This is a genomic window from uncultured Planktomarina sp. (assembly GCA_943788425.1).
In the GTDB taxonomy this organism is placed as follows: Bacteria; Pseudomonadota; Alphaproteobacteria; order Rhodobacterales; family Rhodobacteraceae; genus Planktomarina.
Map to the genome: position 1 here is coordinate 68,725 of CALSQF010000004.1, position 22,895 is coordinate 91,619.

The following is a 22,895-nucleotide window of genomic DNA, read 5'->3' on the forward strand; positions in this document are numbered from 1 at the left end:
GCGATAGCTATTTCCTTGTGCCAGCGGCTTGGGTATGACGCTTCTAATCCATTACCCCATCTTCGGAGTTCCTCATGCCCTATCAAGCCCCTGTAAGCGAATATCAGTTCATTTTCGACCAAGTGGTGCCCTTGGCACCGGTGGTTGCGAATGCGTGCTTTTCTGAAGCTACGCGGGATTTGACGGATGCAGTTTTGAGCGAGTGTGGCAAGATTTGCGATACGGTGATGGCGCCGCTGCAAAGGCCAGGTGATTTGAATCCTGCCAGATTGGAAAACGGCGTTGTGCGTACCCCGCCGGGCTTTGCCGATGGCTATGCGGCGATTGCCGAAAGTGGATGGGTCGGCATTGCCGCAACCCCAGAACATGGCGGCATGGGCCTGCCGATGGCTTTGAACACAGCGATGCATGATATGATGTGTGGCGCCTGTATCTCTCTCAATCTCTGTCCGCTTTTGTCGCAGGGGCAGATTGAGGCGCTGGAATACCACGCCAATGCTGATTTGAAAGCGCTCTATTTGCCAAAGCTGATTTCCGGAGAATGGACCGGCACGATGAACCTGACAGAGCCCCATGCCGGCTCAGATGTCGGCGCATTGAGCAGTAAGGCCGAGCCGCAAGCCGATGGCGCCTATAAAATTTCGGGCCAGAAGATCTTTATCACCTGGGGTGAACACGATGTGGCAGAAAATATCTGCCATCTGGTATTGGCGCGGCTTCCGGGTGCCAAGCCCGGTCCAAAGGGGATCAGCCTATTTTTGGTGCCAAAATTTATCCCCAATGCCGATGGCAGTCTTGGCGCGCGCAATGATCTGCGCTGTGTCAGTCTTGAGCATAAGCTGGGCATTCACGGCAGTCCGACCGCCGTTATGGAATTTTCAGGCGCAACCGGTTGGCTGGTGGGCGAAGAACACAACGGCATGGCCTGTATGTTCACCATGATGAACAACGCCCGCTTGGCTGTGGGGATGCAGGGCGTCGGCGTGGCGGAGGGTGCCTATCAACACGCGCTGGCTTATGCGATGGATCGCAAACAGGGCCGCTCGCCCATCGCCGAGGGAACTGGAACAATTATTGATCACGCCGATGTGCGCCGGATGTTGGCGCAGATGAAAGCCGATATTTTTGCGGCGCGTTCCATTGGAGTGGCCTGTGCGGTTGCAATTGATATGGCTAAAGCGACGGGCGATGCCGATTGGCAGACACGCGCAGCGTTTTTGACACCCATTGCCAAATCTTTTGGCAGTGACACAGGCGTGGCCGTGGCCGATCTTGGGGTGCAAATTCACGGCGGCATGGGTTTTGTCGAGGAAACCGCAGCGGCGCAATATCTGCGCGATGCGCGGATCACGCCGATTTACGAAGGCACCAATGGTATTCAATCTATGGATCTTGTTGCGCGCAAGATGATGGATGGGGGGGTCGCAGCCTTTGCTTTGATGGATGACATGGCTGCGCTGGCCTCCGCTTCAAGCGGTGATTTGGCCGAAGCGGTTTTGGCCGCTATTGCACAATTGCGCGTGACCACGCAATGGGTGGTGTCCCAGGAGCTCAATGAGCGGTTTGCCGGCTCAGTGGCCTATCAAAAGGCTTTTGCGCGGGTGTTGGGCGGATATTTTCACCTGGCGGCGTCCATGTCGGGCCAATCCAAGCGCCAGCGCTTGGCGCGGGTCTATATCAACAGTCTTTTGCCGGAGACCTTCTCTTTATGCGCCCAGGCTCAGGCGGGAGCCGCAGATCTTTATGCGCTTGAGCTTGATGATTTTGCCGCGTAACCCCAGCGTATGGCAACGATAAGATACCCTTGGGAAACGCCCCCCGAAAATGGCGAGATGATCGAAATTGCGGAGGGGGTGCATTGGTTGCGGCTGCCTTTGCCGATGAAATTGGATCACGTCAACATCTATGTGCTGGATGACGGCGATGGTTGGACTTTGATCGACACGGGGATGAAATCGCGCCGGGTGCAGGCGATGTGGCAAGCGGTGCTTGAGGGGCCTTTGCGTGGCAAGCCAGTCAAGCGGGTTGTGGCAACTCATCACCATCCTGATCATATTGGGTTTCATGGTTGGTTTGTGGAAGAATTCGGCGCCGAATATGTCTCAACCCAAGTGGCCTATCTTACCGGGCGTATGCTGACATTGGATGCCCAAGAGCGCTATACGCCGGGTCAGATTGATTTTTATCGCCGCGCTGGAATGCGGTCGGATTTACTGGCAACCCGGCAGGATGAACGCCCATTTAATTTTTCTGACATGGTGCATCCCATTCCCATTGGCTTTACCCGCATTGAAGAGGGTGACGTGATTGAAATGGGCGGGCGCAGTTGGGATGTTCGCGTCGATGATGGGCATGCGCCCGATCATGCGACGTTCTGGAGCTGCGATGACAATTTGGTGCTCTGTGGCGATCAAGTCATCCCTTCTATTAGCTCAAATATCGGGGTTTACCCCACTGAGCCGGACGCCAATCCTTTGGCAGACTGGTTGCGCAGCTGTGCGCGATTGCAAAATTTTGCCCGCGCCGACCATCTCGCACTTCCGGGGCATAAATTGCCTTTTGTCGGCATACCCTTGCGGCTGCGGCAATTGGAAGAAAATCACCACGGCGCTTTGACGCGGCTGCGGGCTGATTTGAAAACCCCAAAAACCGCAGGAGAGGTCATGATGGCCGTCTTCAAGCGCCAGATCGGAGATGGAGAATATGGGCTTGGTCTGGTCGAGGCTTTGGCCCATTGCAATTATCTGTGGCATGCGGGGGAAGTGACCCGCAGCCTGCATCAAGATGGCGCCTATCGCTGGGTCATGAAGTAGCGAAGGTTGACACGCGCTTTTTTGCCGCTGGGCGTATCTTCGCGCGTGACAATTGCGACGTTGGAGGCTAGGCAGTGCGAAGCATACAACGGAGTTATCGCTATGGCTGACCAAAAACACGAACACGGTAAAATGAATACGGAAGTCCAAGAACAGACTTTTGCGGGTTTCATGAGCCTCGTGTCCAAAAGCACAGTTGTAATCCTCGTAGCCCTTGTGCTTTTGTATCTCGTAAACGGCTAAACCGGTGAGATGCGCTGTATTGATCTTGGCGCTATTTTGCCTTGTGGGATGCAGCGTGGCCTCTGGGGGCGATCCCACAGGCGAGGCTGATCTGCCTCGTTATCGCCACCCTGGCAGCGCAACAGTGACTTTGGTTACTGTACTCAGCACGAAAGACGGCAGCGGCGCGCATTCTGCTTTGATCGTGAATGGTGCGCAGAGGGTGATTTTTGATCCGGCAGGCAGCTTGTCCCATGCGAGTTTGGCTGAGCGCGGCGATGTTATCTACGGTGCCAACCCAGCGGTTGTGGATAGTTACATAGACTACCACACACGCAACACCCATGATACAGTCGCAAAAACGGTAGACGTCACAGCTGCGGTGGCCGGAGATCTTCTGACACGTGTTATGGGCCACGGGCCTGTGAGACAACCATTCTGCGCGAAAACGATCAGCGAGATCTTGCGGTCCACTCCGGGTTTTGGGGGCATACGCCCGACGTTTTTCCCTAAGACACTCATGGAGAGTTTTGCGGCGCAACCCGATCTGAGAATAGTGCGGTTTTCACAGCCAAATGACACTGATAAGCGCACAGATTTCTATGGCTGGATAGGTCAAAAGCCAAAGTTTAACATTGAATAAAGCGTAATCCCGCCCGCGGCGATGGCAAGCATCAGATTGCCTTTCCATACGCCCACTAAAAGCGTCACGAGCGCGGCTAAAAATCGCGGCAGATCAAATGCCCCATCCGTAGCGCGCGGCATGAAGACGAGGGGGGCGATAATCCCTGGCATGACGGCCACAAGGGTATAGCGAAGATGGCGTTTGACCCATTCGGGCAGGTCTTTTTTGCCAATGATGCCCAAAAATGAAAAGCGCAGAAGCCATGAGCCAAAGGCAAGCCCCGCAATTACAAGCCAAAGCGTTGCAGTCGAAATGCTCATGATGCCGCCCCCAAGCGCCGCTCCACTTCCGCGCCCAAGACGAGCGCGATCAATGCTGCAATGATCAAGCCCAGCCCATAGGGTACGGATGCGAAGAGCAAAGAGAGTGTCGCTGCGGTGAATCCGGCAACCACATGTGGCAAGCTGCGAAGCGCCGGCGCCACCAAGGCTATAAAGGCGATGGGCATGGCGAAATCCAAGGCCAGCCAATCGGGAATGCGCGCGCCCAGCCAGGCCCCAAAACCTGTGCCCACAATCCAGATCACCGCGACCAGGCTGGTGGCGCCGAAATAAAAGGCCAATTTGCGGGGCAGGCTCATGTCCGGCTCATTTAGGAACTTTTGATCGGCGAGGGCGAAACTGTGATCTAAAATTGCATAGGCGACGAAGGCGCGGGTCCAAAATGGGGCAGCGCCTAGGTGAGTGGCCAGCGTGGCCGAATAGAGCGCCATGCGCAGATTGACCGCAAGCCCGATAATGATCACGATCAAAACTGGCGCTTGATCTTGCAAGAGCGATAGGGCTGTGAATTGCGCCGCGCCAGCGATCACGGCCATGGAAAACGCCACTGCGGTGAAAATATCCAGGCCGGATTCGGCAGCTAAGACACCAAAAACCATCCCATAAGGGGCAACGACAATGCAAAATGGCAATGCGCCCCAGAGCCCCGCCCAAAAGTCATGTCTGGAAGATTGCATACGCTTGACCTATCTGCCCGGGGTGTCATTGTATGCGCTGTATAGGAGATTTTCATGATCCAAGCCAAGTCCTGTTTGATTGCTCCAAACCCGCAGGAAAAAGGGTTGACGCGGCAGGTCGCAGGTCTGGACCATCTGGGTGAGGAAGTTTCGTTGAATGTGGTCGAGGAGCGCCCGCTGACCATATGGCTCAATGGTCAGGAGATCGTCACCGCCATGACGATTGGCGATTATCCCGAGTATCTGGCGCAAGGCTTTTTAAGCAATCAGGGCATGCTGGCCAAAGAGGAGCTCGTTGAGGCGGTTGATTTTGACGCGGAGTTGGAGACCGTGGTGGTGCGCACCAATCGGCCAACCAACTATGAAGCCAAACTCAAGAAAAAAACTCGTACTTCGGGCTGCGCGGTGGGAACTGTTTTTGGTGATATCATGGAGGGGATAGAGGGGCTGTGCTTGCCTCCGGCGATGCTTCGAACCTCCTGGCTTTATAGCCTATCGCGCCAGATAAACCAAATGCCGAGCCTCTATTTAAGTGCGGGTGCGATCCATGGCACGGTACTTTCCGCGCGCGATGTGCCCTTGGTCTATATGGAAGACGTGGGGCGCCACAATGCGGTGGATAAAGTGGCCGGGTGGATGCGCGCGACGCAAACCTTGGGTACCGACAAAATTCTCTATACTACCGGGCGCTTGACTTCTGAAATGGTAATCAAATGTGCTGTGATGGGCATTCCGGTTTTGGCGAGCCGGTCGGGTTTTACCGCCTGGGGCGTCGAATTGGCGAGGCAAGTCGGCTTGACATTAATCGGGCGGCTGCGCGGGCAAAGGTTTCAATGCTTATCGGGCCAGGAGCGGCTTGTTTTTGACGCAGACCCATCCGGACAAGATGAGGCCCGTAAACACCGCCGGAAGTCTGGGCAATGACGGGGCCTTTCGGGGTGATTCTTGCCGGCGGGCAGGCCAGCCGTATGGGTGGGGGGGATAAAATTTTACGCCCCTTGGCCGGGCGGCGGGTGATTGATCATGTTTTGGAAAGATTGCGCCCTCAAGTGACTCAAATGGCGCTGAATGCCAATGGTGATCCGGCGCGTTTTGCTTCTTTTGACTTGCCTGTGATTGCTGACTCTATGGCAGATTTTCCGGGCCCTTTGGCAGGGGTCTTGGCTGGAATGGATTGGGCGGCCGCAGAGGGTGCCGAGCATATCCTTACTGTGGCCGCAGATACGCCGTTCTTTCCAGCAGATCTTCAGGCCCGCTTATCGGCAGCACGGGAGGCAGCCGGGTCGCCAATTGCTCTGGCCGCAACGCCCGGGCCGGATAAGATATACCGCCATCCCACTTTCGGCCTCTGGCCCGTGGCGCTGCGTGAGGATTTGCGGTGTGCTTTGACGGGCGGTCTGCGTAAAGTGGTTCTTTGGACCGATCAACATGGCTGTGCAGAGGCGCTGTTCCCGGTGGATCCTTTTGATCCCTTTTTCAATATCAATCGGCCAGAAGACCTGGCGCAGGCTGAGGCGATGGCATGAATATATTTGGCGTAACCGGCTGGAAAAACGCTGGTAAAACTGGCTTGATGGAACGATTGGTGGCGGAGTTTTGTCGCCGGGGGTTGCGGGTCTCAACCCTCAAACATGCCCATCATAGTTTTGACATTGATCACTCGGGAAAGGACAGCCACCGGCATCGCACAGCGGGGGCGTCTCAGGTGCTGCTGGCCTCAACGGAGCGCTGGGCTCTGATGAATGAGCATCGCGGCGCGCCGGAGCCGAGCTTGTCCGAGCTATTGGCCAAATTGGATCCGGTAGACCTGGTGCTGATCGAAGGCTGGAAGCGTGATAAACATCCAAAAGTTGAGGCATGGCGGGCAGAAACGGGCCATCCGCTGATTGCGCCGAATGATCCAACGATTTTAGCTGTCGCCAGTGACAGCGCCCTCGAGCTGGACCGCCCAGTGTTTGATCTCAATGACACGGCGGCAGTAGCAGATTTTATTCTAGCGAATTTGGAGATGGCCAAGTGAGCACACCATCGAAACTGAACAATGATTGTTTCGCACTCCCAGCCGGGGTGCATTGGACGCCGGTGAGTGAGGCGCTTCACCTTCTGGAACAGCGCTTGCAGTGCTGTGTGGCGGTCGAGCAATGTGCCGTTGAGGCCAGTGATGGGCGAATTTTGGCACATCCGGTCATCGCCGCAAGATCGCATCCGCCCTGTCCCAATTCAGCGGTGGATGGCTATGCTTTGTCGGGCGGTTTTGAGGCCGGAGCGCAGAGTTTGGAATTGCGGTCGGGGCGCTCAGCAGCGGGAGAGGCCTTCGCAGGGCGGCTTCTGCCTGGCCAAGCATTGCGCATCCTCACGGGCGCGGCGCTGCCCGATGGTGCCGATACGGTGGTGTTGCAAGAGGATGTCCGGATCAATGAAGGTTGGCTCCAAGTTATAGGCCCGCTCAGAGCCGGAGCCAATGCTCGCGCGGCTGGCGAAGATATGCAGCAAGGCGCAGAAATTTTTAAGGCAGGCCATCAGCTCAGTCCTAAAGATCTTGGGGTGATGGCCGCTGCGGGTCTGGGCGAAGTTTCTTTGTTTAAGCCTCTGAAAGTTGCAGTGATCTCGACTGGCGCAGAATTGCGCGCGCCTGGCCAGGCGGCGCGTGTGGATCAGATTTTTGATGCCAATCGCCCCATGTTGTGCTCGGTGCTGCGGCGCTGGGGCATGGAGGTGGTGGATATGGGTATTGTGCCCGATGATGCCGCCTCGGTGCGTGCGGCGTTGGACCGGGCCGCAGAGCGCGCGGATGTCATCATAACCTCTGGCGGGGCCAGCGTGGGAGATGAGGATCACATGTCTGCGGTATTGCGCGCCAGTGGCGGCATGGCGCTATGGCGGATTGCCGTGAAGCCGGGGCGACCTTTGGCTTTTGGCGTTTGGGGCGGCGTGCCGGTTTTTGGCCTGCCGGGCAATCCGGTGGCGGCCTTTGTGTGCACGTTGATTTTCGCGCGTCCTGCTTTGTTGCAACTGGCCGGTGCCGGGTTCCAATCGCCGCAAGCCCTGCATTTGCCGGCAGCATTTTCAAAATCGAAGAAAGCTGGGCGGCGCGAATATTTGCGGGCGCGCTTGCGTGATGGCGCGGCTGAGGTTTTTACTTCCGAAGGGTCGGGCCGGATTTCAGGCCTGTCATGGGCCGAAGGCTTGGTGGAATTACCAGATGCGGCGGCTGAGATTTCGCCCGGCCAAACCATATGCTTTCTGCCCTATGCCAGTTTTGGCCTGCCATAAAAGCTGGGGGTAGTTTTGCCAGCGCAGCCAGCAGTGCTAGATGAAGTCAACTTTTAAGATTTCATAGGAGCGTGCGCCGCCTGGGGTGCGGACCTCGATGCTGTCGCCTTCTTCCTTGCCAATTAAAGCACGTGCCAATGGTGAGCGCATGTTGAGCTTGCCGCTTTCAATATCCGCCTCAGGCTCGCCCACGACTTGATAGATCTTTTCTTCATCGGTGTCTTCATCGACCAAAGTCACCGTCGCACCGAACTTGACCGACCCAGACAATTTGGCTGGGTCAATGATATCGGCTAGGCCCAAGATAGCTTCAAGCTCTTTGATTCGTCCTTCAATGAATCCCTGCTTTTCGCGAGCGGAGTGATATTCGGCGTTTTCCTTCAAATCGCCCAACTCTCGCGCTTCGGCAATGGCCTTGATGATGTTTGGGCGTTCCACAGATTTCAAGGTCTTCATTTCACCCTCAAGTTGAACAGCACCTGATCTGGTTAGCGGGATTTTTTCCATTGAAACAACACTCATGATTGAAGGTAGATCTACCTGACCGAAGGCGATGGGGTTTGGCAAGGGGTTAGATTACGATTGCCATATTTTTTTTATGGTCGCGGGCAAATTGATCGTAATTTAAACAGCTCGTGTAGGGATAGAGGCGTTTTGCAGCTCGGTGCCCCGTGCGAAATGCGAAATAACGTCGCCTTTGGACTTTGACAGCTGCGTCACGATTGACCTGTGTTTGAATCGTGGCATAAACCATCCAACGGATTTGGAAATTCTGCCCATTTTTCACAAGACGGGCCGGCAGCAAGGGAAGTGACATGTCAGATATTCAACGTGAGACCATGGACTATGACGTGGTGATTGTGGGCGCCGGTCCTTCGGGATTATCTGCTGCGATCCGCTTAAAACAGTTGAATGCCGAACTTGAGGTTGTGGTGCTGGAAAAAGGCTCAGAAGTGGGTGCACATATTCTCTCTGGTGCTGTGCTTGACCCTTCGGCCCTCGACAAATTGATCCCAGATTGGAAGGCCAAGGGCGCGCCATTACATACTGAAGTGAAGGAAGACAATTTTTATGTCTTTGGTGAGGCGGGGCAAATACGTCTGCCGAATGCGATCATGCCACCTTTGATGAATAATCATGGCAATTACATCGTTTCCATGGGCAACGTTTGCCGTTGGCTTGCTGAACAGGCTGAGGCGCTGGGCGTTGAGATTTTCCCCGGCATGGCCTGTTCTGAACTGTTATTTCACGATGACGGCGCGGTTAAAGGTGTGGTGGCCGGTGAATTTGGCAAGAGCGCCGATGGCAGCCCGTCGGAGGCTTATGAGCCCGGTATGGAGCTCAATGGCAAATATGTGTTCCTCTCTGAAGGTGTGCGTGGTTCGCTGTCAAAACAGGTCATTGCCAAGTACAATTTGGATGCGGAATGCGATGTGCCAAAATTCGGCCTTGGTATGAAAGAGATCTGGGAAGTGAAGCCTGAACATCACAACCCAGGCGAAGTGACCCATTCCATGGGCTGGCCGATGGGCTTCAAACAATCTGGCGGCTCTTTTATGTATCACTTGGAAGATAATCAAGTATATGTCGGCTTTATTATTGATTTAAATTACAAAAATCCGTATCTCTTCCCCTATATGGAGTTCCAGCGCTACAAGCATCACCCGCGGATCGCGAAGGTTTTAGAGGGCGGTAAACGCGTGGCCTATGGCGCGCGCGCAGTCACCAAGGGTGGATTTCAATCTATGCCGCAAGCGGCCTTCCCGGGTGGCGCGATGCTGGGCTGCTCAGTTGGGCTGGTGAATTTGCCTCGTATTAAAGGCAATCACAATGCGATGTATTCTGGTATGGCGGCGGCAGAAGCGGCTTTTGCTGCAATCAGTGCGGGTCGCGCCGGCGATGTGCTCGCTAGCTATGACGCGGCTTTGCGCTCGGGTCCCGTTGGCAAAGATCTTAAGGTTGTGCGCAATGTGGCACCGCTTGCAGCGCGCTTTGGACCTTTGGGCGGATTGGCCTTGGGCGGCTTTGATATGTGGTTTCAGTCGATCTTCAAATTCAGCCTATTTGGCACGGTCAAACATGGCAAAACTGACGCGCAATCTACTGGAAAAGCGGCCAATTATGCACCGATTGACTATCCGAAGCCGGATGGAAAACTGTCTTTTGATCGGCTGACCAATGTGAGCTTCGCCATGACAAACCATGAGGAAAGCCAACCGCCACATTTGCAACTGACCGACCCTGATTTGCCCATCTTAGTCAATTTGCCGGACTATGCCGAGCCTGCCCAGCGCTATTGCCCGGCCGGGGTCTATGAGGTGGTGCAGGAAGAGGGGAAGGACGCCCGCTTTGTCGTCAACTTCCAAAACTGCGTGCATTGCAAGACTTGTGATATCAAAGACCCAAGTCAAAACATCACTTGGGTGACGCCGCAGGGCGGTGATGGGCCGAATTATCCCAATATGTGACCCAGAGACACAGAGATCGTAGAGGGCCGCCGGCAAAAAGCTGCGCGGTTCAATTGTCTTTGTCGAAGGCTCAGCCTAAGAATGGACTGTCAGGGAGGCCGGTTTTGAAACGATATGTGAAATTTATATTTGCTGCGCTATTGAGCATGACCTTTGGGGCCAGCGCGGTGGCGCAACAGGCTTCTGGTCCCTATATCGCCGCGCGCCAAGCGGCGCATGGGCATGATTACAAACCTGCCTCAAATTATTTCGCGCGTGCTTTGGCGCAATCTCCGCGCGACTCCGTTTTGATGTCGCAAACCATGACCGCATTTCTTGCCGCGGGTGATGTGAAAAAAGCCCATGCTTTGGCACGTCTCTTTGTGGCTGGTGAGGGCAGCTCTCCTTTGGCTGAGGTTTTGGTGCTGTCCGAGCATTTCAAGCGCAATGACTATCAGGCGGCGCTGGATCATTTAGAGGCGACAACCGTGGTCGGCCGCGCAATTGATGAGTTGCTCAAAGGCTGGGCGCTGGTGGGTTTGGGACAGATGACAGAGGCTGTACGGCACTTTGACGCCGTTATTCCCGTGGACGGTATGCGCAGCTTTGCGCTTTATCAAAAAGGTCTCGCGCTGACTTTGGCAGGAGATTTTGAAGGCGCAGCGGCGAGCTTTAGCGGCCAAGGGCAGGCCGCAGCTGTTTTGAACTATCGCGGCAGTTTGGCCTGGGCACAGATATTGGTACAGTTGGATCGGCCAGATGAGGCGTTGACGATTTTGCGCGATTTTCATGGATCTGGCGCAGATCACGCGGTCAATAGTTTGATGGCGCAAATTGAGGCAGGTGCGTTGGTCGAGTTTGACCTTCTGCGCAGCGCAAGCGAAGGCGCCGGCGAAGTTTTGCATCTCTTGGCGCAGGCTTTGCAAAATGGCGAAGGTCAAGACGGGTTGCTGCTCTATACGCGCCTGGCCAGCCATATGGCGCCGCGCAATATGCAAGCGCTTTTGCTGTCAGCTCGGCTGCTCGAACAACTTGGCAATCCGCAATTGGCGATTGAAACCTATGCGCAGGTGCCGCGCAGCCATCCGGCCTATGTACAAGCCGAATTGGGCCGGGCACAGGCTTTGCAAGAGATCGGCGAACGCACAACTGCGATTGAGGTTTTGATGAAATTGGCCGGATCTTTTGAGAGCCTGCGCGATATTCATATGACTTTGGGCGATTTTTTACGCCAAGATGAGCAATATGCGCGCGCGTTACGCAGCTATGACCGGGCGATTGAGCTGATTGATCAACCGGCGCGGGGGCAGTGGTACTTGCATTACGTCCGTGGCACAGCGCATGATCGGCTGGGAGATTGGGCCGCGGCTATGCGTGATTTTAACCGTGCCTTAGAGCTGTCTCCCAATCAATTTCAAGTGCTGAACTATGTGGGCTATACTCTGGTTGATCGCGGTGAACAGCTGGATGAAGCGCTTGACATGATCCAAAGGGCCGTCGCGGCACAGCCCGATGCGGGCTATATTATAGACAGTTTCGGATGGGCGCAGTATCGGCTTGGGTTTTACAACGAGGCTGTGGTGCATATGGAACGCGCGGTGGAATTGATGGCCACAGATCCAATCGTGAATGACCACCTTGGGGACGTATACTGGGCCGTTGGGCGCAAAACCGAGGCGCGTTTCCAGTGGCGACGGGCATTGAGCTTCGCCACTGATTACTCCGGTCCGGAGGCTGTGGATCCCAAGCGCATTCAGCGCAAGTTAGAGGTGGGTCTTGCGACCGTCTTGGCTGAGGAGGGGGCTGCGCCCCTGAAACTGGCTGATGGCGATTAGGCGCAGCGCTGCGGCAAAGATCAATCTTTGCTTGCATGTTGTGGGGCAGCGTGCTGATGGGTTGCATGACTTGCAAAGCGCTGTTGCTTTCCTCGAGTGCGGTGAATGGGTAGAGCTGCGAAAATCAGAGCGCACCGAGCTGAATATTCTTGGCCCAAAGGCCGCAGAGCTTCCGGTACAGGATGATAATTTGATCCTTAAGGCGGCGGCGCTCTTTCCGAGCAACTGTCAGACAGAGATATCTTTGCATAAAACCATGCCGGTTGCCTCTGGCATTGGTGGGGGCAGCGCCGATGCGGCAGCGACACTGCATGCGATGGCGGCGCTATGGGATCTGCCTCTGCCTGATGTGGCGGCACGCGTGTCATTGGGGGCAGATGTGCCGGTTTGCATGGGGCGTGCACCGGTTTTGATGCAGGGCATTGGTGCGCAGATTTCCCCCTTAGGCGCGCTGCCGCCGCTGTTTGCGTGTTTGGTCAATCCGGGGCGTGGGTTGTCGACTGCGCGGGTGTTTGAACAGTTGGGCTCCAAATTTAACCCGCCGCTTGATCCGCCGCCGCCTGTGGCCGCAGGGTTTTGCGCTTGGCTGAAACGGCAGCGCAATGATCTGCAAAGGCCAGCTGTGGCGGCGGAGCCGAGGATTGCGGATGTTCTTGAGGCATTGGATGCCCAGGCGCCACTTCTGGCGCGCATGTCCGGGTCTGGCGCCACGTGTTTTGCACTGTTTGAGACTCTGGCCGCTGCGCAAGACTGTGCCGCCGCCATTCAAGCCAGGCAGCGCAGCTGGTGGGTCGCCAGCGGCGCTCTTTTGACCTAAAATTTCTTTGAAGCTTTAGTTTAAGCGGGCAACGACATAATCGCTCAGGTCGGTCAGCGCCGGCTTGAGCGGATGGTCTGGTAAATCTCTGAGGGCGGACTTGGCTGCCTCTGCCCAATAGAGCGCTTGGGCCCGGGTGGCTTCAAGGGTGCCATGCCGTGTCATTAGGGCAATGGCATGGGATAGATCTCCTGCCTCCTGCTGGCCCTTGGCAATGCATTTGTGCCAAAATGCCCGCTCAGTGTCATCGGCGGCCGCGATTGCTTTGATCACAGGAAGGGTCAGTTTGCGCTCTCGAAAATCATCGCCAATGTTTTTGCCTGTAGCCATGCCGCCGGTGTAATCTAATAGGTCATCAACGATTTGAAAGGAAATGCCCAGAGCGTCGCCATAGGCTGCAAAGGCCCGCACCGTTTGCTCCTCTTGATCTGCAATCACCGTGCCCACTTCGCAGGCGGCTGCAAACAGCGCGGCGGTCTTTCCTCGGATGACTTTGAAATAGACATCTTCGCTTGTCGCAATGTCTTGCGCTGCTGTGAGCTGCAGCACCTCGCCCTCTGCAATGGTGGCAGAGGCATTGGCCAAAATGTCCAAAACGCGCAGGCTTCCCGTTTCCACCATCAGTTGAAAGGAACGAGAAAACAAATAATCGCCAACCAAAACGCTTGATTGATTGTCCCAAAGCAAATTTGCGGTGGGTCTGCCGCGGCGTTGGGCGCTATCGTCGACCACATCGTCGTGCAGCAGAGTGGCGGTATGGATGAATTCCACCGTAGCGGCCAGGTGGATGTGATAAGGTCCGCTATAGCCGCACATGCGCGCGGTGGCTAATGTCAGCATTGGGCGCAGTCGCTTGCCGCCGGCCTCAACCAAATGCGCGGTCACTTCAGGTATACGGGGGGCGTGCTCAGAGGCCATGCGTTGGCGGATCAAATGATTGACAGCAGTCAGATCATCGGCCAGGGTCTTTGCCAAGTGATCATGGGGTTTTGTTGTTGCATCGTCCAGCGACATGTTCGAATTTCCTCTAGGCTCTCGACAAACCCTCGTATCAGACCCTATGTGATAGGGCATGAAAGAATTGTTACGCACCACCGATCCGACGCTTATGGCCTTCGCGCAAATGCTGCTTCGCGGGGAAGACATAGCTTGCTTCGAATTTGACGTAAATACCAGCATTATCGAAGGCAGCATTGGCATTTTGCCGCGCCGTCTTATGGTGGCGGATAGAGATCATTTTGTCGCCACGGCTGTGATGCGTGACAACGATGTAGATTTGGGGCAATAGTGCAGGTCACCGTAGATGGGTTTTTGGGCGGTCGGCTGCGTTTGGCGCAGCCCGAAACCGGCTATCGCGCGGGCATTGATCCGGTGCTGCTGGCGGCGGCCTGTCCGGCGCAAACTGGGCAAGAGGTGCTGGAGCTGGGCTGTGGCGTTGGTGTGGCCAGCCTGTGTTTAGGATGGCGCGTGCCGGGCCTTGCGCTCTGTGGGGTGGAGTTTATGGGCGATTACGCGCAAATTGCCCGCGAAAATGCCGCTCGAAATGACGTCGAATTTGACGTGCAACAGGGAGATGTCTCGGCACGGCCGACGCCGTTTTATGACCGTAGTTTTCATCATGTGATTATGAATCCTCCCTATTTTGCGGCAGAATCTTCTTCTATGTCGCCAGATGCCGGGCGCGCTTCGGGGCGTTCGGAACATGTGGCCTTGTCCCATTGGGTGGCCATGGCCGCCAAACGACTGCGGCCAAAAGGATATTTGACCGTCATTCAAAGGGCGGAGCGTCTGCCGGATCTCTTGGTCGCGCTTGAGGGGCGCTTGGGATCAATTGTTGTGCAGCCGCTGGCACCGCGGGCCGGCCGGGTGGCGCATTTGATCCTGTTACGGGCGCGGAAATCTGGACGGGCCGCTTTCCAGCTCTTGCCGGCGCAGAACCTGCATTCGGGCGCCGAGCATGTAGAGGGGCAGCCAGATTATGCGCCAGAAATTTCGGCGATATTGCGCGAAGGCAAGGCTTTTTCTTGGCGAATTTAATCTTTGAGCAAGCTTTTGCGCATTTACTAGAGGTTCCGTACCCCGCGAAAAGCAATGCGTGACAGGCTGTCAGGAATATGCTCGAGTGATGGTACATAGATATTAAGAGGAGGAACCATGACCTTAAATTCCAGACTCGTCGAGTTAAAACGTAAGCATATGAGCCTATCTCAAGCCGTGGAGCTCGCACAAAAGTATCCGGCTCCAGATCAGTTCCGCGTTGCGGAATTAAAAAAGAAAAAACTCCTCCTAAAAGAAGAGATTTCTCGTTTGTCCGGTGGGGCCTTGGGGTAACGGCCGCAGCCGCAGCCTTAGGAATAAAAACCTGGGGAATAAATAAAAACCTGGGTAATAAAACGGCCACCCGATAGGATAGCCGTTTTCTAGAAAATTGTATGATCGTGGTGATCAGGTCATATATTGTCCGCCGTTGGCGGTCATTGTGGAGCCTGTGATGAAGCCCGCATCGTCAGAGGCGAGAAAGACCACACAGCGTGCGATTTCTGCGGCTTCACCGAGGCGACCTGCGGGGATTTGAGCGATGATACCATCGCGGACCTTCTCTGGCACCGCCATCACCATTTCTGTTGCGATATAGCCTGGGCAAATTGCATTCACCGTAATGCCGGCCCGCGCGCCCTCTTGGGCTAGGGCTTTGGTGAAGCCTATGTCGCCAGCTTTGGCAGCGGAATAGTTGGCCTGTGCGAACTGGCCTTTTTGACCATTGATAGAGGAGATATTGATAATACGCCCAAATTTGCGCTCGCGCATGCCATTCCAAAGCGGATGGGTCATGTTGAATACGCCGTCGAGATTGGTGCGCATCACATCAGTCCACTGATCGCGTGACATCTTGTGAAACGGCGCATCGCGGGTGATACCCGCATTATTGACCAAAATATCAACCGAACCTAGGTCAGCTTCCACAGCGGCGATGCCGGCGGCGCAAGCGTCATAGTCGGAGACATCCCATTTATAGGTTTTGATGCCGGTTTCGGCGGTGAATGCGGCAGCCTTTTCATCATTGCCTGCATATGTAGCCGCAACGGTGTAGCCTGCGGCTTGCAGGGCGGTGGAAATGGCGGCGCCGATCCCTCGGGAGCCTCCAGTGACGAGTGCGATACGGGACATTTTACTTCCTATGTGTTTTCAATGCGCAATCAAATTACAATACATGATCTTAAATGGCAACAATGTTTCGTGCGGAATTTGATGCTTTGATGTAAGTGGATCCAGATTTAGGGCCGTTCGAGGCACATAGCCACACCCATGCCGCCGCCGATACACAGCGTGGCCAGGCAGCGCTTTGCTTGGCGTCGCTGCATCTCAAACAGCAATGTGTTCAAGATCCGGCAACCGGACGCGCCGATCGGGTGACCGATTGCAATCGCGCCGCCGTTGACGTTCACAATTGCAGGATCCCAGCCCATGTCTTTATTCACCGCACAGGCTTGAGCGGCGAAGGCTTCATTGGCCTCCACTAAGTCCAGATCGCCGATTGACCAACCCGCTTTGTTCAAAGCTTTGCGGCTGGCGTAGATTGGACCGACCCCCATGACCGTCGGGTCAAGCCCGGCGGTGGCGTAGCTGGCGATACGGGCCAAAGGCTCAAGGCCGCGTTTTTCCGCCTCTTCTGCGGTCATCAGCAAGACAGCGGCGGCGCCATCATTGAGGCCGGACGCATTGGCCGCGGTGACCGTGCCGCCATCGCGTAGGAAGGCGGGTCGCATTTTTTGCATGGCTTCGAGGGTGGCGCCGTGGCGAATATACTCATCGGCGTCAACCGTGATGTCGCCCTTGCGGGTCGACAGTGTAAACGGCGTGATTTCGTCGGCAAATTTACCTGCCTTCTGCGCCGCTTCCGCTTTGTTTTGGCTGGCAACTGCGAATTCATCCTGTACATCGCGGCTGATTTGCCATTGGGCGGCGACGTTTTCGGCGGTTTGCCCCATGTGGTAGTTGTTAAAAGCATCCCACAAGCCGTCGCGGATCATGCTGTCGATGTATTTGATGTCACCCATTTTGGTGCCGCTGCGCAGATGCGCAACATGGGGAGAAAGGGTCATATTCTCTTGACCGCCGGCGGCCACGATATCGGCGTCACCCAGTTGGATGTGTTGTGCGGCCAAGGCAACTGCGCGCAATCCTGATCCGCAGACTTGGTTGATGCTCCATGCCGCCGATTCGATCGGCAGACCGGCATTGATGTGCGCTTGACGGGCGGGGTTTTGGCCTTGTCCGGCTGTGAGTACTTGACCGAGGATAGTTTCGCTGACCTCCGAAGGGTCGATACCTGCGCGTTCGACGATGGCTTTCAAAACGGATGTGCCAAGGGCATCGGCTGGTGTATTGGCGAAAGCGCCGCCAAAGCTGCCGACAGCGGTTCGGGCGGCGGATACGATTACTATATTTGTCACAAAGTCTCTCCTCGTTGATGAGGTCAACCTTCGGCACAGGACTCGTTCACAATGCGCGGTTTCAGCCTCATTTTTGCGAGGTTGTATGGATTTTCCAGCTCATTGACAATGCCATAGCGGTGAAAATTGCTGCAAACGCGAGAAAATTTGCTGCGATGCGGCGATATGGTCGCAAAAACTGGCGGCCTTTGCAGCTATTGTCGGCAGGGAGGGGTTAGCGTTGGGACGCCCAAATGGTAGCCTTGCAAACAGTCAACGCCGAAAGTGGTTAAGACCTCTGCATCCGAGGCAGTTTCAACATTTTGCGCCACGCAAAACATTTCAAAACTCGCGGCGATGCTGATCACAGCCTGAAATAACGCCTGATTGTCGGCCGATTGGGCTAGGTCTTTGGTGAATTGCCCATCCATTTTGACAATGTCAAAATAGAAATCACGCAACTGCACCAGCGAAGTTTGTCCAGTACCAAAGTTGTCTAGGGTGAAACACAGCCCTAATATTGCATGTCATTCATGAATATCGCGCCACTTCCGGCGTGGAGATGATGCTTTTCTTAGTCATTTCCAGAATGAGGTTTTTGGCCAGGTCTGGCGACTTGCTCAGACCATCCTCAAGTGTACGCACCCATTTGGGGTAACCAATCGATTGTGCCGAAATATTCACGGAAAGCCGCACGGCGGGCTGCTCGGTCAAAGTTGCCAGGCCCAGCTGCAATGTGGCGCAGTCGATGAGTCGTCCCAGCTCGGTATTGTCAACCTCTGCGATGAAATCGCGCGCCGGTATATGGCGTCCCGCGGGATCAATAATCCGGATCAGACCTTCATAAAACACCACATTTTAGGGCGCACCGCCTTGGATTGCCGGTTGGAAAGCCAAGGCGGTGCGCCCGTGCTTCAGCGCCTCACGGACGGTCTCAAGGACATTCGCGTCCCGCTTCGCCACCGCAGCACTCAATGGGTTGGAGAATTTCTGGTCTATCTGGATCTAGTCGCCCTTGTGTGAAGGTCTCGGTCATAGCGCTTGGCAGCATCGGCGTTGAGCCCTAACATGAGGTAAATTGGAGGTGAAATGGACCGCTGTACTTGGGTTGGAATAGATAAAATTTATCAAGATTATCATGACACGGAATGGGGCGTGCCGGAATATGACAGCCGCGCTTTGTGGGAGAAACTGATCTTAGATGGCTTCCAGGCGGGGCTGAGCTGGATCACGATTCTCAAAAAACGCGCGGCTTTCCGCTCCGCTTTTGCGGGATTTGATCCCAAAGAAATTGCAGGCTGGGGCGCGGCTGAGGTGGACGTATTGCTGCAAAACCCTGGCATTGTGCGTCATCGTGGAAAGATTGAAGCCACCATTGGCAACGCGCAGGCCTATTTGCATTTGGCCAAAGAGATGCCCTTCTCAGAAAGGATGTGGGCCTATGTGGATGGGCGTCCGATTGTTGGTGGCTATGAGACATTGGCGCAAGTCCCCACCCAATCCCCGCTCAGTCAGAAGATCTCGAAAGATCTCAAAGCGGCCAAGTTCAAATTTTGTGGCCCGACCATCGTTTATGCCTGGATGGAGGCTTGTGGTCTGTTTAACAATCACATTCTAAGCTGTCACCGTCACGATGCGGTCACGGCTCTTGCGCGATAACCGCTCGTAGAATCGCCAAGGCACTGTCGCTGTGCCAATTGGCATCGCCCAGCAGGCGCGCAATCTCCGCGCCGTCGCGATCCAAGATCGCAGTGACCGGCAGGCCCAAGACATTCATGGCGCGGGCCAGGTTTTGGCGCGGGTCGCGATGGGCCGGCAGGTTGCTGACGCCGATGGTTTCAAAAAATTTGGCGATTTTTGCTGGCGGGTTTGGGCCCGTGGCAACCGTAAGCACTATGAGGTCAGCGCCGCCCAAGGTCTGTTGCACGGCGGAAAGCTCGGGCATTTCCTTGCGGCAGGGTGCGCACCAGGTGGCCCAGAAATTCAGGACGACGACTTTGCCCTGATAATCAGACAGGCGCAGCTCGGAGCCGTCTGCATGTAGAAAAACTGTATCCGGTGCGGGACGCGCCGCGCTGTGGATCTGGAGTTTTCGCATATCGCCTTCGCGCAGAGCTTCAAGATTGCCCATGTCTGCATTTGCAGTGGCGGCGAGGGCCGTATAGAGAACAGCAGCAAGCAAATATCGCATATCACACTCCCAAAGGGTTCACTCATGACCAAATCCCAAAATCAAATGTGGGGCGGACGCTTCGCCGCCGGACAAGATGCCATCATGGAGGCAATCAACGCCTCGATCGGTTTTGACCAACGGATGGCGGCCCAAGATATCCAAGGCAGCCGCGCCCACGCCGCCATGTTGGGGGCAGCCGGTATAATTTCAAATAGCGACAGTGAGGCCATTCGGGAAGGGCTCCTCACGGTTTTGTCAGAAATTGACTCGGGGGATTTTCCATTTCGGGTGGATTTGGAAGATATTCATATGAATGTTGAGCAGCGTTTGAAGGAGGTCATTGGTGAGCCTGCGGGGCGTTTGCACACGGGCCGCAGCCGCAATGACCAAGTGGCGACTGACTTTCGCCTTTGGGTCCGCTATCAAACCGATGGGGCCATCGCAGGTATCGAAGCGCTGATGAAGGCATTTTTGCAGCAAGCGCGCGCGGGGGCTGATTGGGTGATGCCGGGCTTTACGCATCTGCAAACCGCGCAGCCAGTGACCTGGGGCCATCATATGATGGCCTATGTAGAGATGCTGGCCCGTGACAAGTCGCGCTTTGAAGATGCCCGGCGCCGTATGAATGAAAGCCCGCTGGGCGCGGCGGCGCTTGCAGGCACGTCTTTTCCGATTGACCGCGACATGACCGCGGCGGCTTTGGGGTTTGACCGGCCGGCGGCCAACTCGTTGGATGCGGTTTCAGACCGCGATTTCGCGTTGGAGTATCTCAGCTGCGCGAGTATCTGCGCCATGCACCTCAGTCGATTTGCCGAAGAGCTGGTGATTTGGTCGTCTGCGCAATTTCGCTTTGTAACCCTCTCGGATCGGTTTTCAACCGGCTCGTCGATCATGCCGCAAAAGAAAAACCCCGATGCTGCGGAATTAATCCGGGCGAAGATTGGCCGGATCTTTGGCGCCCATGTGGCTTTGATGATGGTGATGAAAGGCTTGCCGCTGACCTATTCCAAGGACATGCAAGAGGACAAAGAGCAGGTCTTTGATGCCGCAGATAATTTGATGCTGGCACTGGCGGCGATGAGCGGCATGGTTGCTGATATGACTGCAAATCGAGATAGTCTAAAAATTGCCGCTGCCTCCGGGTTCTCCACAGCCACAGATTTGGCCGATTGGCTGGTGCGTGCGCTGGGCATGCCATTTCGCGACGCCCATCATGTGACGGGCAGTTTGGTGGCTATGGCCGAAGGTCAAGGCTGCGACCTGCCGGATTTAACATTGGCGCAGATGCAATCTGTGCACGCGCAGATCACGTCAGATGTCTTTGATGTGCTGGGCGTTGAGAATTCAGTGGCCTCGCGCATGTCCTACGGCGGCACAGCCCCAGAACAGGTGCGCAGTCAAATCGCGCGCTGGGAGGCGATCTTGTCATGAAATATCTGCGCCTTTGTATCTTCGCATGTCTGTGTGCCTGCGGTGTCGATGGATCACCAGAGCGGCCAACACGGGCAGAGCCTGCTTCAGCCGATCAGGCCGCGACATAACAGGAGCAAACGCCATGCGACATATATTTTTGGGATTGGCCATTTGGGGTGCCATTCACCCTATGTACTATTTCTTGACTTGGTTTCGAGCTGAGGGATGGAGTTTGGGCGATATGGTACAGGCCTGGCATGTAAATGCAGCCAGTAGCGGGCTGGTTTGGGATCTGACCATTGCCGCCACGGCCCTGAGCCTGTGGATTATCGCAGAGGTCATTCGGAATCGAAGATTTTTCCATTTGATCGCCATTGCAGCTACGTTTTGCATTGGGGTGAGTTGCGGCTTGCCGCTTTACCTCTATCTGCGCAGCACGCCCGAAGGTGAAACGCGGTCCCGCGAGGGGCAAGAATAATGGGGCAGGGGTGTTGCCTGTCTTTTTGAGCGTGATATGCGCAAGCTTTATGCAGTGAGGCGAAACGATGGATCACTTTTCATATCGGGATGGGCATTTACATGCCGAAGATGTTGCGGTTTCACAGATTGCAGCACAGGTCGGCACGCCGTTTTACCTTTATTCATCCGCCACATTGCTGCGTCATTTTAAGCTGTTTGATGAAGCTTTGGCCAGGATGGATCATTTGATTTGCTACGCGATGAAGGCGGCCTCTAACCAAGCTATCATAACCCTTCTGGGTGCGGCGGGCGCTGGGATGGATGTGGTGTCAGGTGGTGAATACGCCCGCGCCCGTGCTGCGGGCATTCCTGGCGATCGCATTGTCTTTTCCGGTGTGGGCAAGACCCGCGCGGAAATGATCGAGGTTTTGACTGGCGGCGTGCGGCAATTCAATGTGGAAAGCGAGCCGGAAATGCGTGTGCTGTCGCAGGTGGCATCCATGCTGGGCAAAACTGCGCCTATTACAATTCGGGTCAATCCCGATGTGGATGCGAAAACGCATGCGAAAATTTCGACGGGTAAAAAAGAAGACAAATTTGGCATCCCGATTTCGCGCGCCCGCGAGGTGTATGCTATGGCGGCGCGTTTACCAGGGTTGGAGGTTGTGGGGATTGATGTGCACATCGGCTCGCAATTGACGGATTTGGCGCCCTATGGGGTGGCATATGAAAAGGTTGCCGAGCTCACAGAACTTCTGCGCGCCGATGGCCATGACATCCGCCGCCTAGACCTGGGTGGCGGGCTTGGCATCCCCTATGAGAGCAACAACCATCACCCGCCCAGCCCTGAGGACTATTGCGCCTTGATCGCCGAGAAGGTGGGCCATTTGGGCTGTGAAATCGAGATCGAACCGGGCCGTTTTATTGCCGGCAATGCCGGGGTGTTTGTCTCAGAAGTCATCTACGTCAAACAGGGTGAAGATCGTGAGTTTTTGATCGTGGATGGGGCAATGAACGATCTTATTCGTCCGGCCATGTATGATGCACATCATGACATCGTGCCGATCAAGGCGCCGGCTGCCGGGACCGAATATCAAGCCTATGATGTTGTGGGACCTGTTTGTGAAAGCGGGGATACTTTCGCCAAAGGGCGTGCTTTGGCGCCGCTGGAGGCTGGCGATCTTATCGCCTTTCGCAGCGCCGGGGCCTATGGGGCTGTGATGGCCAGCGAATACAACACCCGCCCTCTGGTGCCTGAGGTCATGGTGAAGGGGGATCAATTTGCGGTGATCCGCCCAAGACCGAGCTTGGAAGATATCATTAACCGCGATATAATCCCTCAGTGGCATTAAGAGGCCATGTCATGA

General features: G+C 55.4%; 28 protein-coding genes. 19 read left to right on the plus strand and 9 right to left on the minus strand.

From position 1 onward, the window contains the following. The first annotated feature begins 74 nt into the window (after nucleotides 1-74). The 4 genes from ABLW18_RS03470 (at nucleotide 75) to ABLW18_RS03485 (ending at nucleotide 3,678) form a co-directional block, all read left to right on the plus strand. Complete coding sequence (locus ABLW18_RS03470; RefSeq protein WP_347823477.1) at nucleotides 75-1,775, plus strand: acyl-CoA dehydrogenase; 1,701 nt, start codon at nucleotides 75-77, stop codon at nucleotides 1,773-1,775. Between the two features lie 9 nt (nucleotides 1,776-1,784). Then, on the plus strand, nucleotides 1,785-2,813 hold the full coding sequence (locus ABLW18_RS03475) for an MBL fold metallo-hydrolase (RefSeq protein WP_347823478.1): 1,029 nt from the start codon (nucleotides 1,785-1,787) through the stop codon (nucleotides 2,811-2,813). Nucleotides 2,814-2,915: 102 nt separating this feature from the next. Then, the gene (locus ABLW18_RS03480) at nucleotides 2,916-3,056 is read left to right on the plus strand and encodes an aa3-type cytochrome c oxidase subunit IV (protein WP_347817671.1); all 141 of its coding nucleotides are present in this window, start codon (nucleotides 2,916-2,918) and stop codon (nucleotides 3,054-3,056) included. Between the two features lie 4 nt (nucleotides 3,057-3,060). Then, the gene (locus tag ABLW18_RS03485) at nucleotides 3,061-3,678 is read left to right on the plus strand and encodes a hypothetical protein (protein WP_347823479.1); all 618 of its coding nucleotides are present in this window, start codon (nucleotides 3,061-3,063) and stop codon (nucleotides 3,676-3,678) included. Here ABLW18_RS03485 and ABLW18_RS03490 read toward each other — a convergent pair. Then, the gene (locus ABLW18_RS03490) at nucleotides 3,651-3,980 is read right to left on the minus strand and encodes an AzlD domain-containing protein (protein WP_347823480.1); all 330 of its coding nucleotides are present in this window, start codon (nucleotides 3,978-3,980) and stop codon (nucleotides 3,651-3,653) included. The genes ABLW18_RS03485 and ABLW18_RS03490 overlap by 28 nt on opposite strands. Continuing rightward, nucleotides 3,977-4,678 carry an AzlC family ABC transporter permease gene (locus ABLW18_RS03495; RefSeq protein ID WP_347823481.1) on the minus strand — a complete coding sequence of 234 codons (702 nt, stop codon included), beginning with the start codon at nucleotides 4,676-4,678 and terminating at the stop codon, nucleotides 3,977-3,979. The genes ABLW18_RS03490 and ABLW18_RS03495 overlap by 4 nt, the downstream gene beginning before the upstream one ends. 54 nt (nucleotides 4,679-4,732) lie before the next feature. On the opposite strand from ABLW18_RS03495, the gene ABLW18_RS03500 reads away from it, so the two are divergent. From ABLW18_RS03500 to glp, 4 genes are read left to right on the plus strand one after another with little or no spacing between them, the layout of a single operon-like run. Continuing rightward, the gene (locus ABLW18_RS03500) at nucleotides 4,733-5,602 is read left to right on the plus strand and encodes a formate dehydrogenase accessory sulfurtransferase FdhD (RefSeq protein WP_347823482.1); all 870 of its coding nucleotides are present in this window, start codon (nucleotides 4,733-4,735) and stop codon (nucleotides 5,600-5,602) included. Further along, nucleotides 5,599-6,204 (plus strand): molybdenum cofactor guanylyltransferase MobA, encoded by a 606-nt coding sequence (gene mobA / locus ABLW18_RS03505; protein WP_347823483.1) that lies wholly within the window; start codon nucleotides 5,599-5,601, stop codon nucleotides 6,202-6,204. The genes ABLW18_RS03500 and mobA overlap by 4 nt, the downstream gene beginning before the upstream one ends. Then, nucleotides 6,201-6,698: a molybdopterin-guanine dinucleotide biosynthesis protein B gene (gene mobB / locus ABLW18_RS03510; protein WP_347823484.1), complete on the plus strand. Its 498-nt coding sequence runs from the start codon at nucleotides 6,201-6,203 to the stop codon at nucleotides 6,696-6,698. The genes mobA and mobB overlap by 4 nt, the downstream gene beginning before the upstream one ends. Beyond that, entirely contained in the window at nucleotides 6,695-7,951 is a 1,257-nt protein-coding gene (glp, locus tag ABLW18_RS03515) for a gephyrin-like molybdotransferase Glp (RefSeq protein WP_347823485.1), read from the plus strand. Before mobB ends, glp begins: the two co-directional genes overlap by 4 nt. Before the next feature lie 36 nt (nucleotides 7,952-7,987). Here glp and greA read toward each other — a convergent pair whose 3' ends face one another. Further along, nucleotides 7,988-8,458: a transcription elongation factor GreA gene (greA, locus tag ABLW18_RS03520; RefSeq protein ID WP_347823486.1), complete on the minus strand. Its 471-nt coding sequence runs from the start codon at nucleotides 8,456-8,458 to the stop codon at nucleotides 7,988-7,990. Between the two features lie 308 nt (nucleotides 8,459-8,766). Between greA and ABLW18_RS03525 the strand changes: the two genes are divergently transcribed. The 3 genes from ABLW18_RS03525 to ABLW18_RS03535 all read left to right on the plus strand — a co-directional run bounded on the left by ABLW18_RS03525 (nucleotide 8,767) and on the right by ABLW18_RS03535 (nucleotide 13,050). Beyond that, complete coding sequence (locus ABLW18_RS03525; protein WP_347823487.1) at nucleotides 8,767-10,419, plus strand: electron transfer flavoprotein-ubiquinone oxidoreductase; 1,653 nt, start codon at nucleotides 8,767-8,769, stop codon at nucleotides 10,417-10,419. Between the two features lie 104 nt (nucleotides 10,420-10,523). Continuing rightward, complete coding sequence (locus ABLW18_RS03530) at nucleotides 10,524-12,233, plus strand: tetratricopeptide repeat protein (protein WP_347823488.1); 1,710 nt, start codon at nucleotides 10,524-10,526, stop codon at nucleotides 12,231-12,233. Then, nucleotides 12,223-13,050 carry a 4-(cytidine 5'-diphospho)-2-C-methyl-D-erythritol kinase gene (locus ABLW18_RS03535; protein WP_347823489.1) on the plus strand — a complete coding sequence of 276 codons (828 nt, stop codon included), beginning with the start codon at nucleotides 12,223-12,225 and terminating at the stop codon, nucleotides 13,048-13,050. The genes ABLW18_RS03530 and ABLW18_RS03535 overlap by 11 nt, the downstream gene beginning before the upstream one ends. A gap of 15 nt (nucleotides 13,051-13,065) precedes the next feature. Here ABLW18_RS03535 and ABLW18_RS03540 read toward each other — a convergent pair whose 3' ends face one another. After that, on the minus strand, nucleotides 13,066-14,064 hold the full coding sequence (locus ABLW18_RS03540) for a polyprenyl synthetase family protein (RefSeq protein ID WP_347823490.1): 999 nt from the start codon (nucleotides 14,062-14,064) through the stop codon (nucleotides 13,066-13,068). A 58-nt stretch (nucleotides 14,065-14,122) separates the two neighbouring features. Between ABLW18_RS03540 and ABLW18_RS03545 the strand changes: the two genes are divergently transcribed. The 3 genes from ABLW18_RS03545 (at nucleotide 14,123) to ABLW18_RS03555 (ending at nucleotide 15,381) form a co-directional block, all read left to right on the plus strand. Further along, the gene (locus ABLW18_RS03545) at nucleotides 14,123-14,338 is read left to right on the plus strand and encodes a DUF2007 domain-containing protein (protein WP_347816469.1); all 216 of its coding nucleotides are present in this window, start codon (nucleotides 14,123-14,125) and stop codon (nucleotides 14,336-14,338) included. Then, the gene (locus tag ABLW18_RS03550) at nucleotides 14,338-15,087 is read left to right on the plus strand and encodes a methyltransferase (RefSeq protein WP_347823491.1); all 750 of its coding nucleotides are present in this window, start codon (nucleotides 14,338-14,340) and stop codon (nucleotides 15,085-15,087) included. Before ABLW18_RS03545 ends, ABLW18_RS03550 begins: the two co-directional genes overlap by 1 nt. 117 nt (nucleotides 15,088-15,204) lie before the next feature. After that, nucleotides 15,205-15,381: a DUF465 domain-containing protein gene (locus ABLW18_RS03555; RefSeq protein WP_347823492.1), complete on the plus strand. Its 177-nt coding sequence runs from the start codon at nucleotides 15,205-15,207 to the stop codon at nucleotides 15,379-15,381. Between the two features lie 114 nt (nucleotides 15,382-15,495). On the opposite strand, the gene phbB is transcribed toward ABLW18_RS03555, so the two are convergent. The 4 genes from phbB to ABLW18_RS03575 form a co-directional block, all read right to left on the minus strand. Continuing rightward, nucleotides 15,496-16,218, minus strand: a complete 723-nt coding sequence (phbB, locus tag ABLW18_RS03560; RefSeq protein WP_347823493.1) for an acetoacetyl-CoA reductase — start codon at nucleotides 16,216-16,218, stop codon at nucleotides 15,496-15,498. A 107-nt stretch (nucleotides 16,219-16,325) separates the two neighbouring features. After that, nucleotides 16,326-17,504 (minus strand): acetyl-CoA C-acetyltransferase, encoded by a 1,179-nt coding sequence (locus tag ABLW18_RS03565; RefSeq protein WP_347823494.1) that lies wholly within the window; start codon nucleotides 17,502-17,504, stop codon nucleotides 16,326-16,328. A gap of 194 nt (nucleotides 17,505-17,698) precedes the next feature. Then, the gene (locus ABLW18_RS03570; RefSeq protein ID WP_347823495.1) at nucleotides 17,699-17,944 is read right to left on the minus strand and encodes an EAL domain-containing protein; all 246 of its coding nucleotides are present in this window, start codon (nucleotides 17,942-17,944) and stop codon (nucleotides 17,699-17,701) included. 70 nt (nucleotides 17,945-18,014) lie between these two features. Continuing rightward, nucleotides 18,015-18,338 (minus strand): EAL domain-containing protein, encoded by a 324-nt coding sequence (locus tag ABLW18_RS03575; protein ID WP_347823496.1) that lies wholly within the window; start codon nucleotides 18,336-18,338, stop codon nucleotides 18,015-18,017. 18 nt (nucleotides 18,339-18,356) lie between these two features. Between ABLW18_RS03575 and ABLW18_RS03580 the strand changes: the two genes are divergently transcribed. Both ABLW18_RS03580 and ABLW18_RS03585 read left to right on the plus strand, forming a co-directional pair. Continuing rightward, nucleotides 18,357-18,506, plus strand: coding sequence for a hypothetical protein (locus tag ABLW18_RS03580; protein WP_347823497.1), 150 nt, complete (start codon nucleotides 18,357-18,359; stop codon nucleotides 18,504-18,506). Nucleotides 18,507-18,572: 66 nt separating this feature from the next. Beyond that, nucleotides 18,573-19,142 carry a DNA-3-methyladenine glycosylase I gene (locus ABLW18_RS03585; protein ID WP_347823498.1) on the plus strand — a complete coding sequence of 190 codons (570 nt, stop codon included), beginning with the start codon at nucleotides 18,573-18,575 and terminating at the stop codon, nucleotides 19,140-19,142. Here the strand turns inward: ABLW18_RS03585 and ABLW18_RS03590 are convergent. Continuing rightward, nucleotides 19,123-19,674: a TlpA disulfide reductase family protein gene (locus ABLW18_RS03590; RefSeq protein WP_347823499.1), complete on the minus strand. Its 552-nt coding sequence runs from the start codon at nucleotides 19,672-19,674 to the stop codon at nucleotides 19,123-19,125. The genes ABLW18_RS03585 and ABLW18_RS03590 overlap by 20 nt on opposite strands. 24 nt (nucleotides 19,675-19,698) lie before the next feature. Between ABLW18_RS03590 and argH the strand changes: the two genes are divergently transcribed. From argH to lysA, 3 genes are all read left to right on the plus strand, one after another. After that, nucleotides 19,699-21,087 (plus strand): argininosuccinate lyase, encoded by a 1,389-nt coding sequence (argH, locus tag ABLW18_RS03595; RefSeq protein ID WP_347823500.1) that lies wholly within the window; start codon nucleotides 19,699-19,701, stop codon nucleotides 21,085-21,087. Between the two features lie 124 nt (nucleotides 21,088-21,211). Further along, entirely contained in the window at nucleotides 21,212-21,547 is a 336-nt protein-coding gene (locus ABLW18_RS03600; protein WP_347823501.1) for a DUF2834 domain-containing protein, read from the plus strand. A gap of 67 nt (nucleotides 21,548-21,614) precedes the next feature. Beyond that, nucleotides 21,615-22,880, plus strand: coding sequence for a diaminopimelate decarboxylase (lysA, locus tag ABLW18_RS03605; RefSeq protein WP_347823502.1), 1,266 nt, complete (start codon nucleotides 21,615-21,617; stop codon nucleotides 22,878-22,880). Nucleotides 22,881-22,895: the final 15 nt, after the last annotated feature.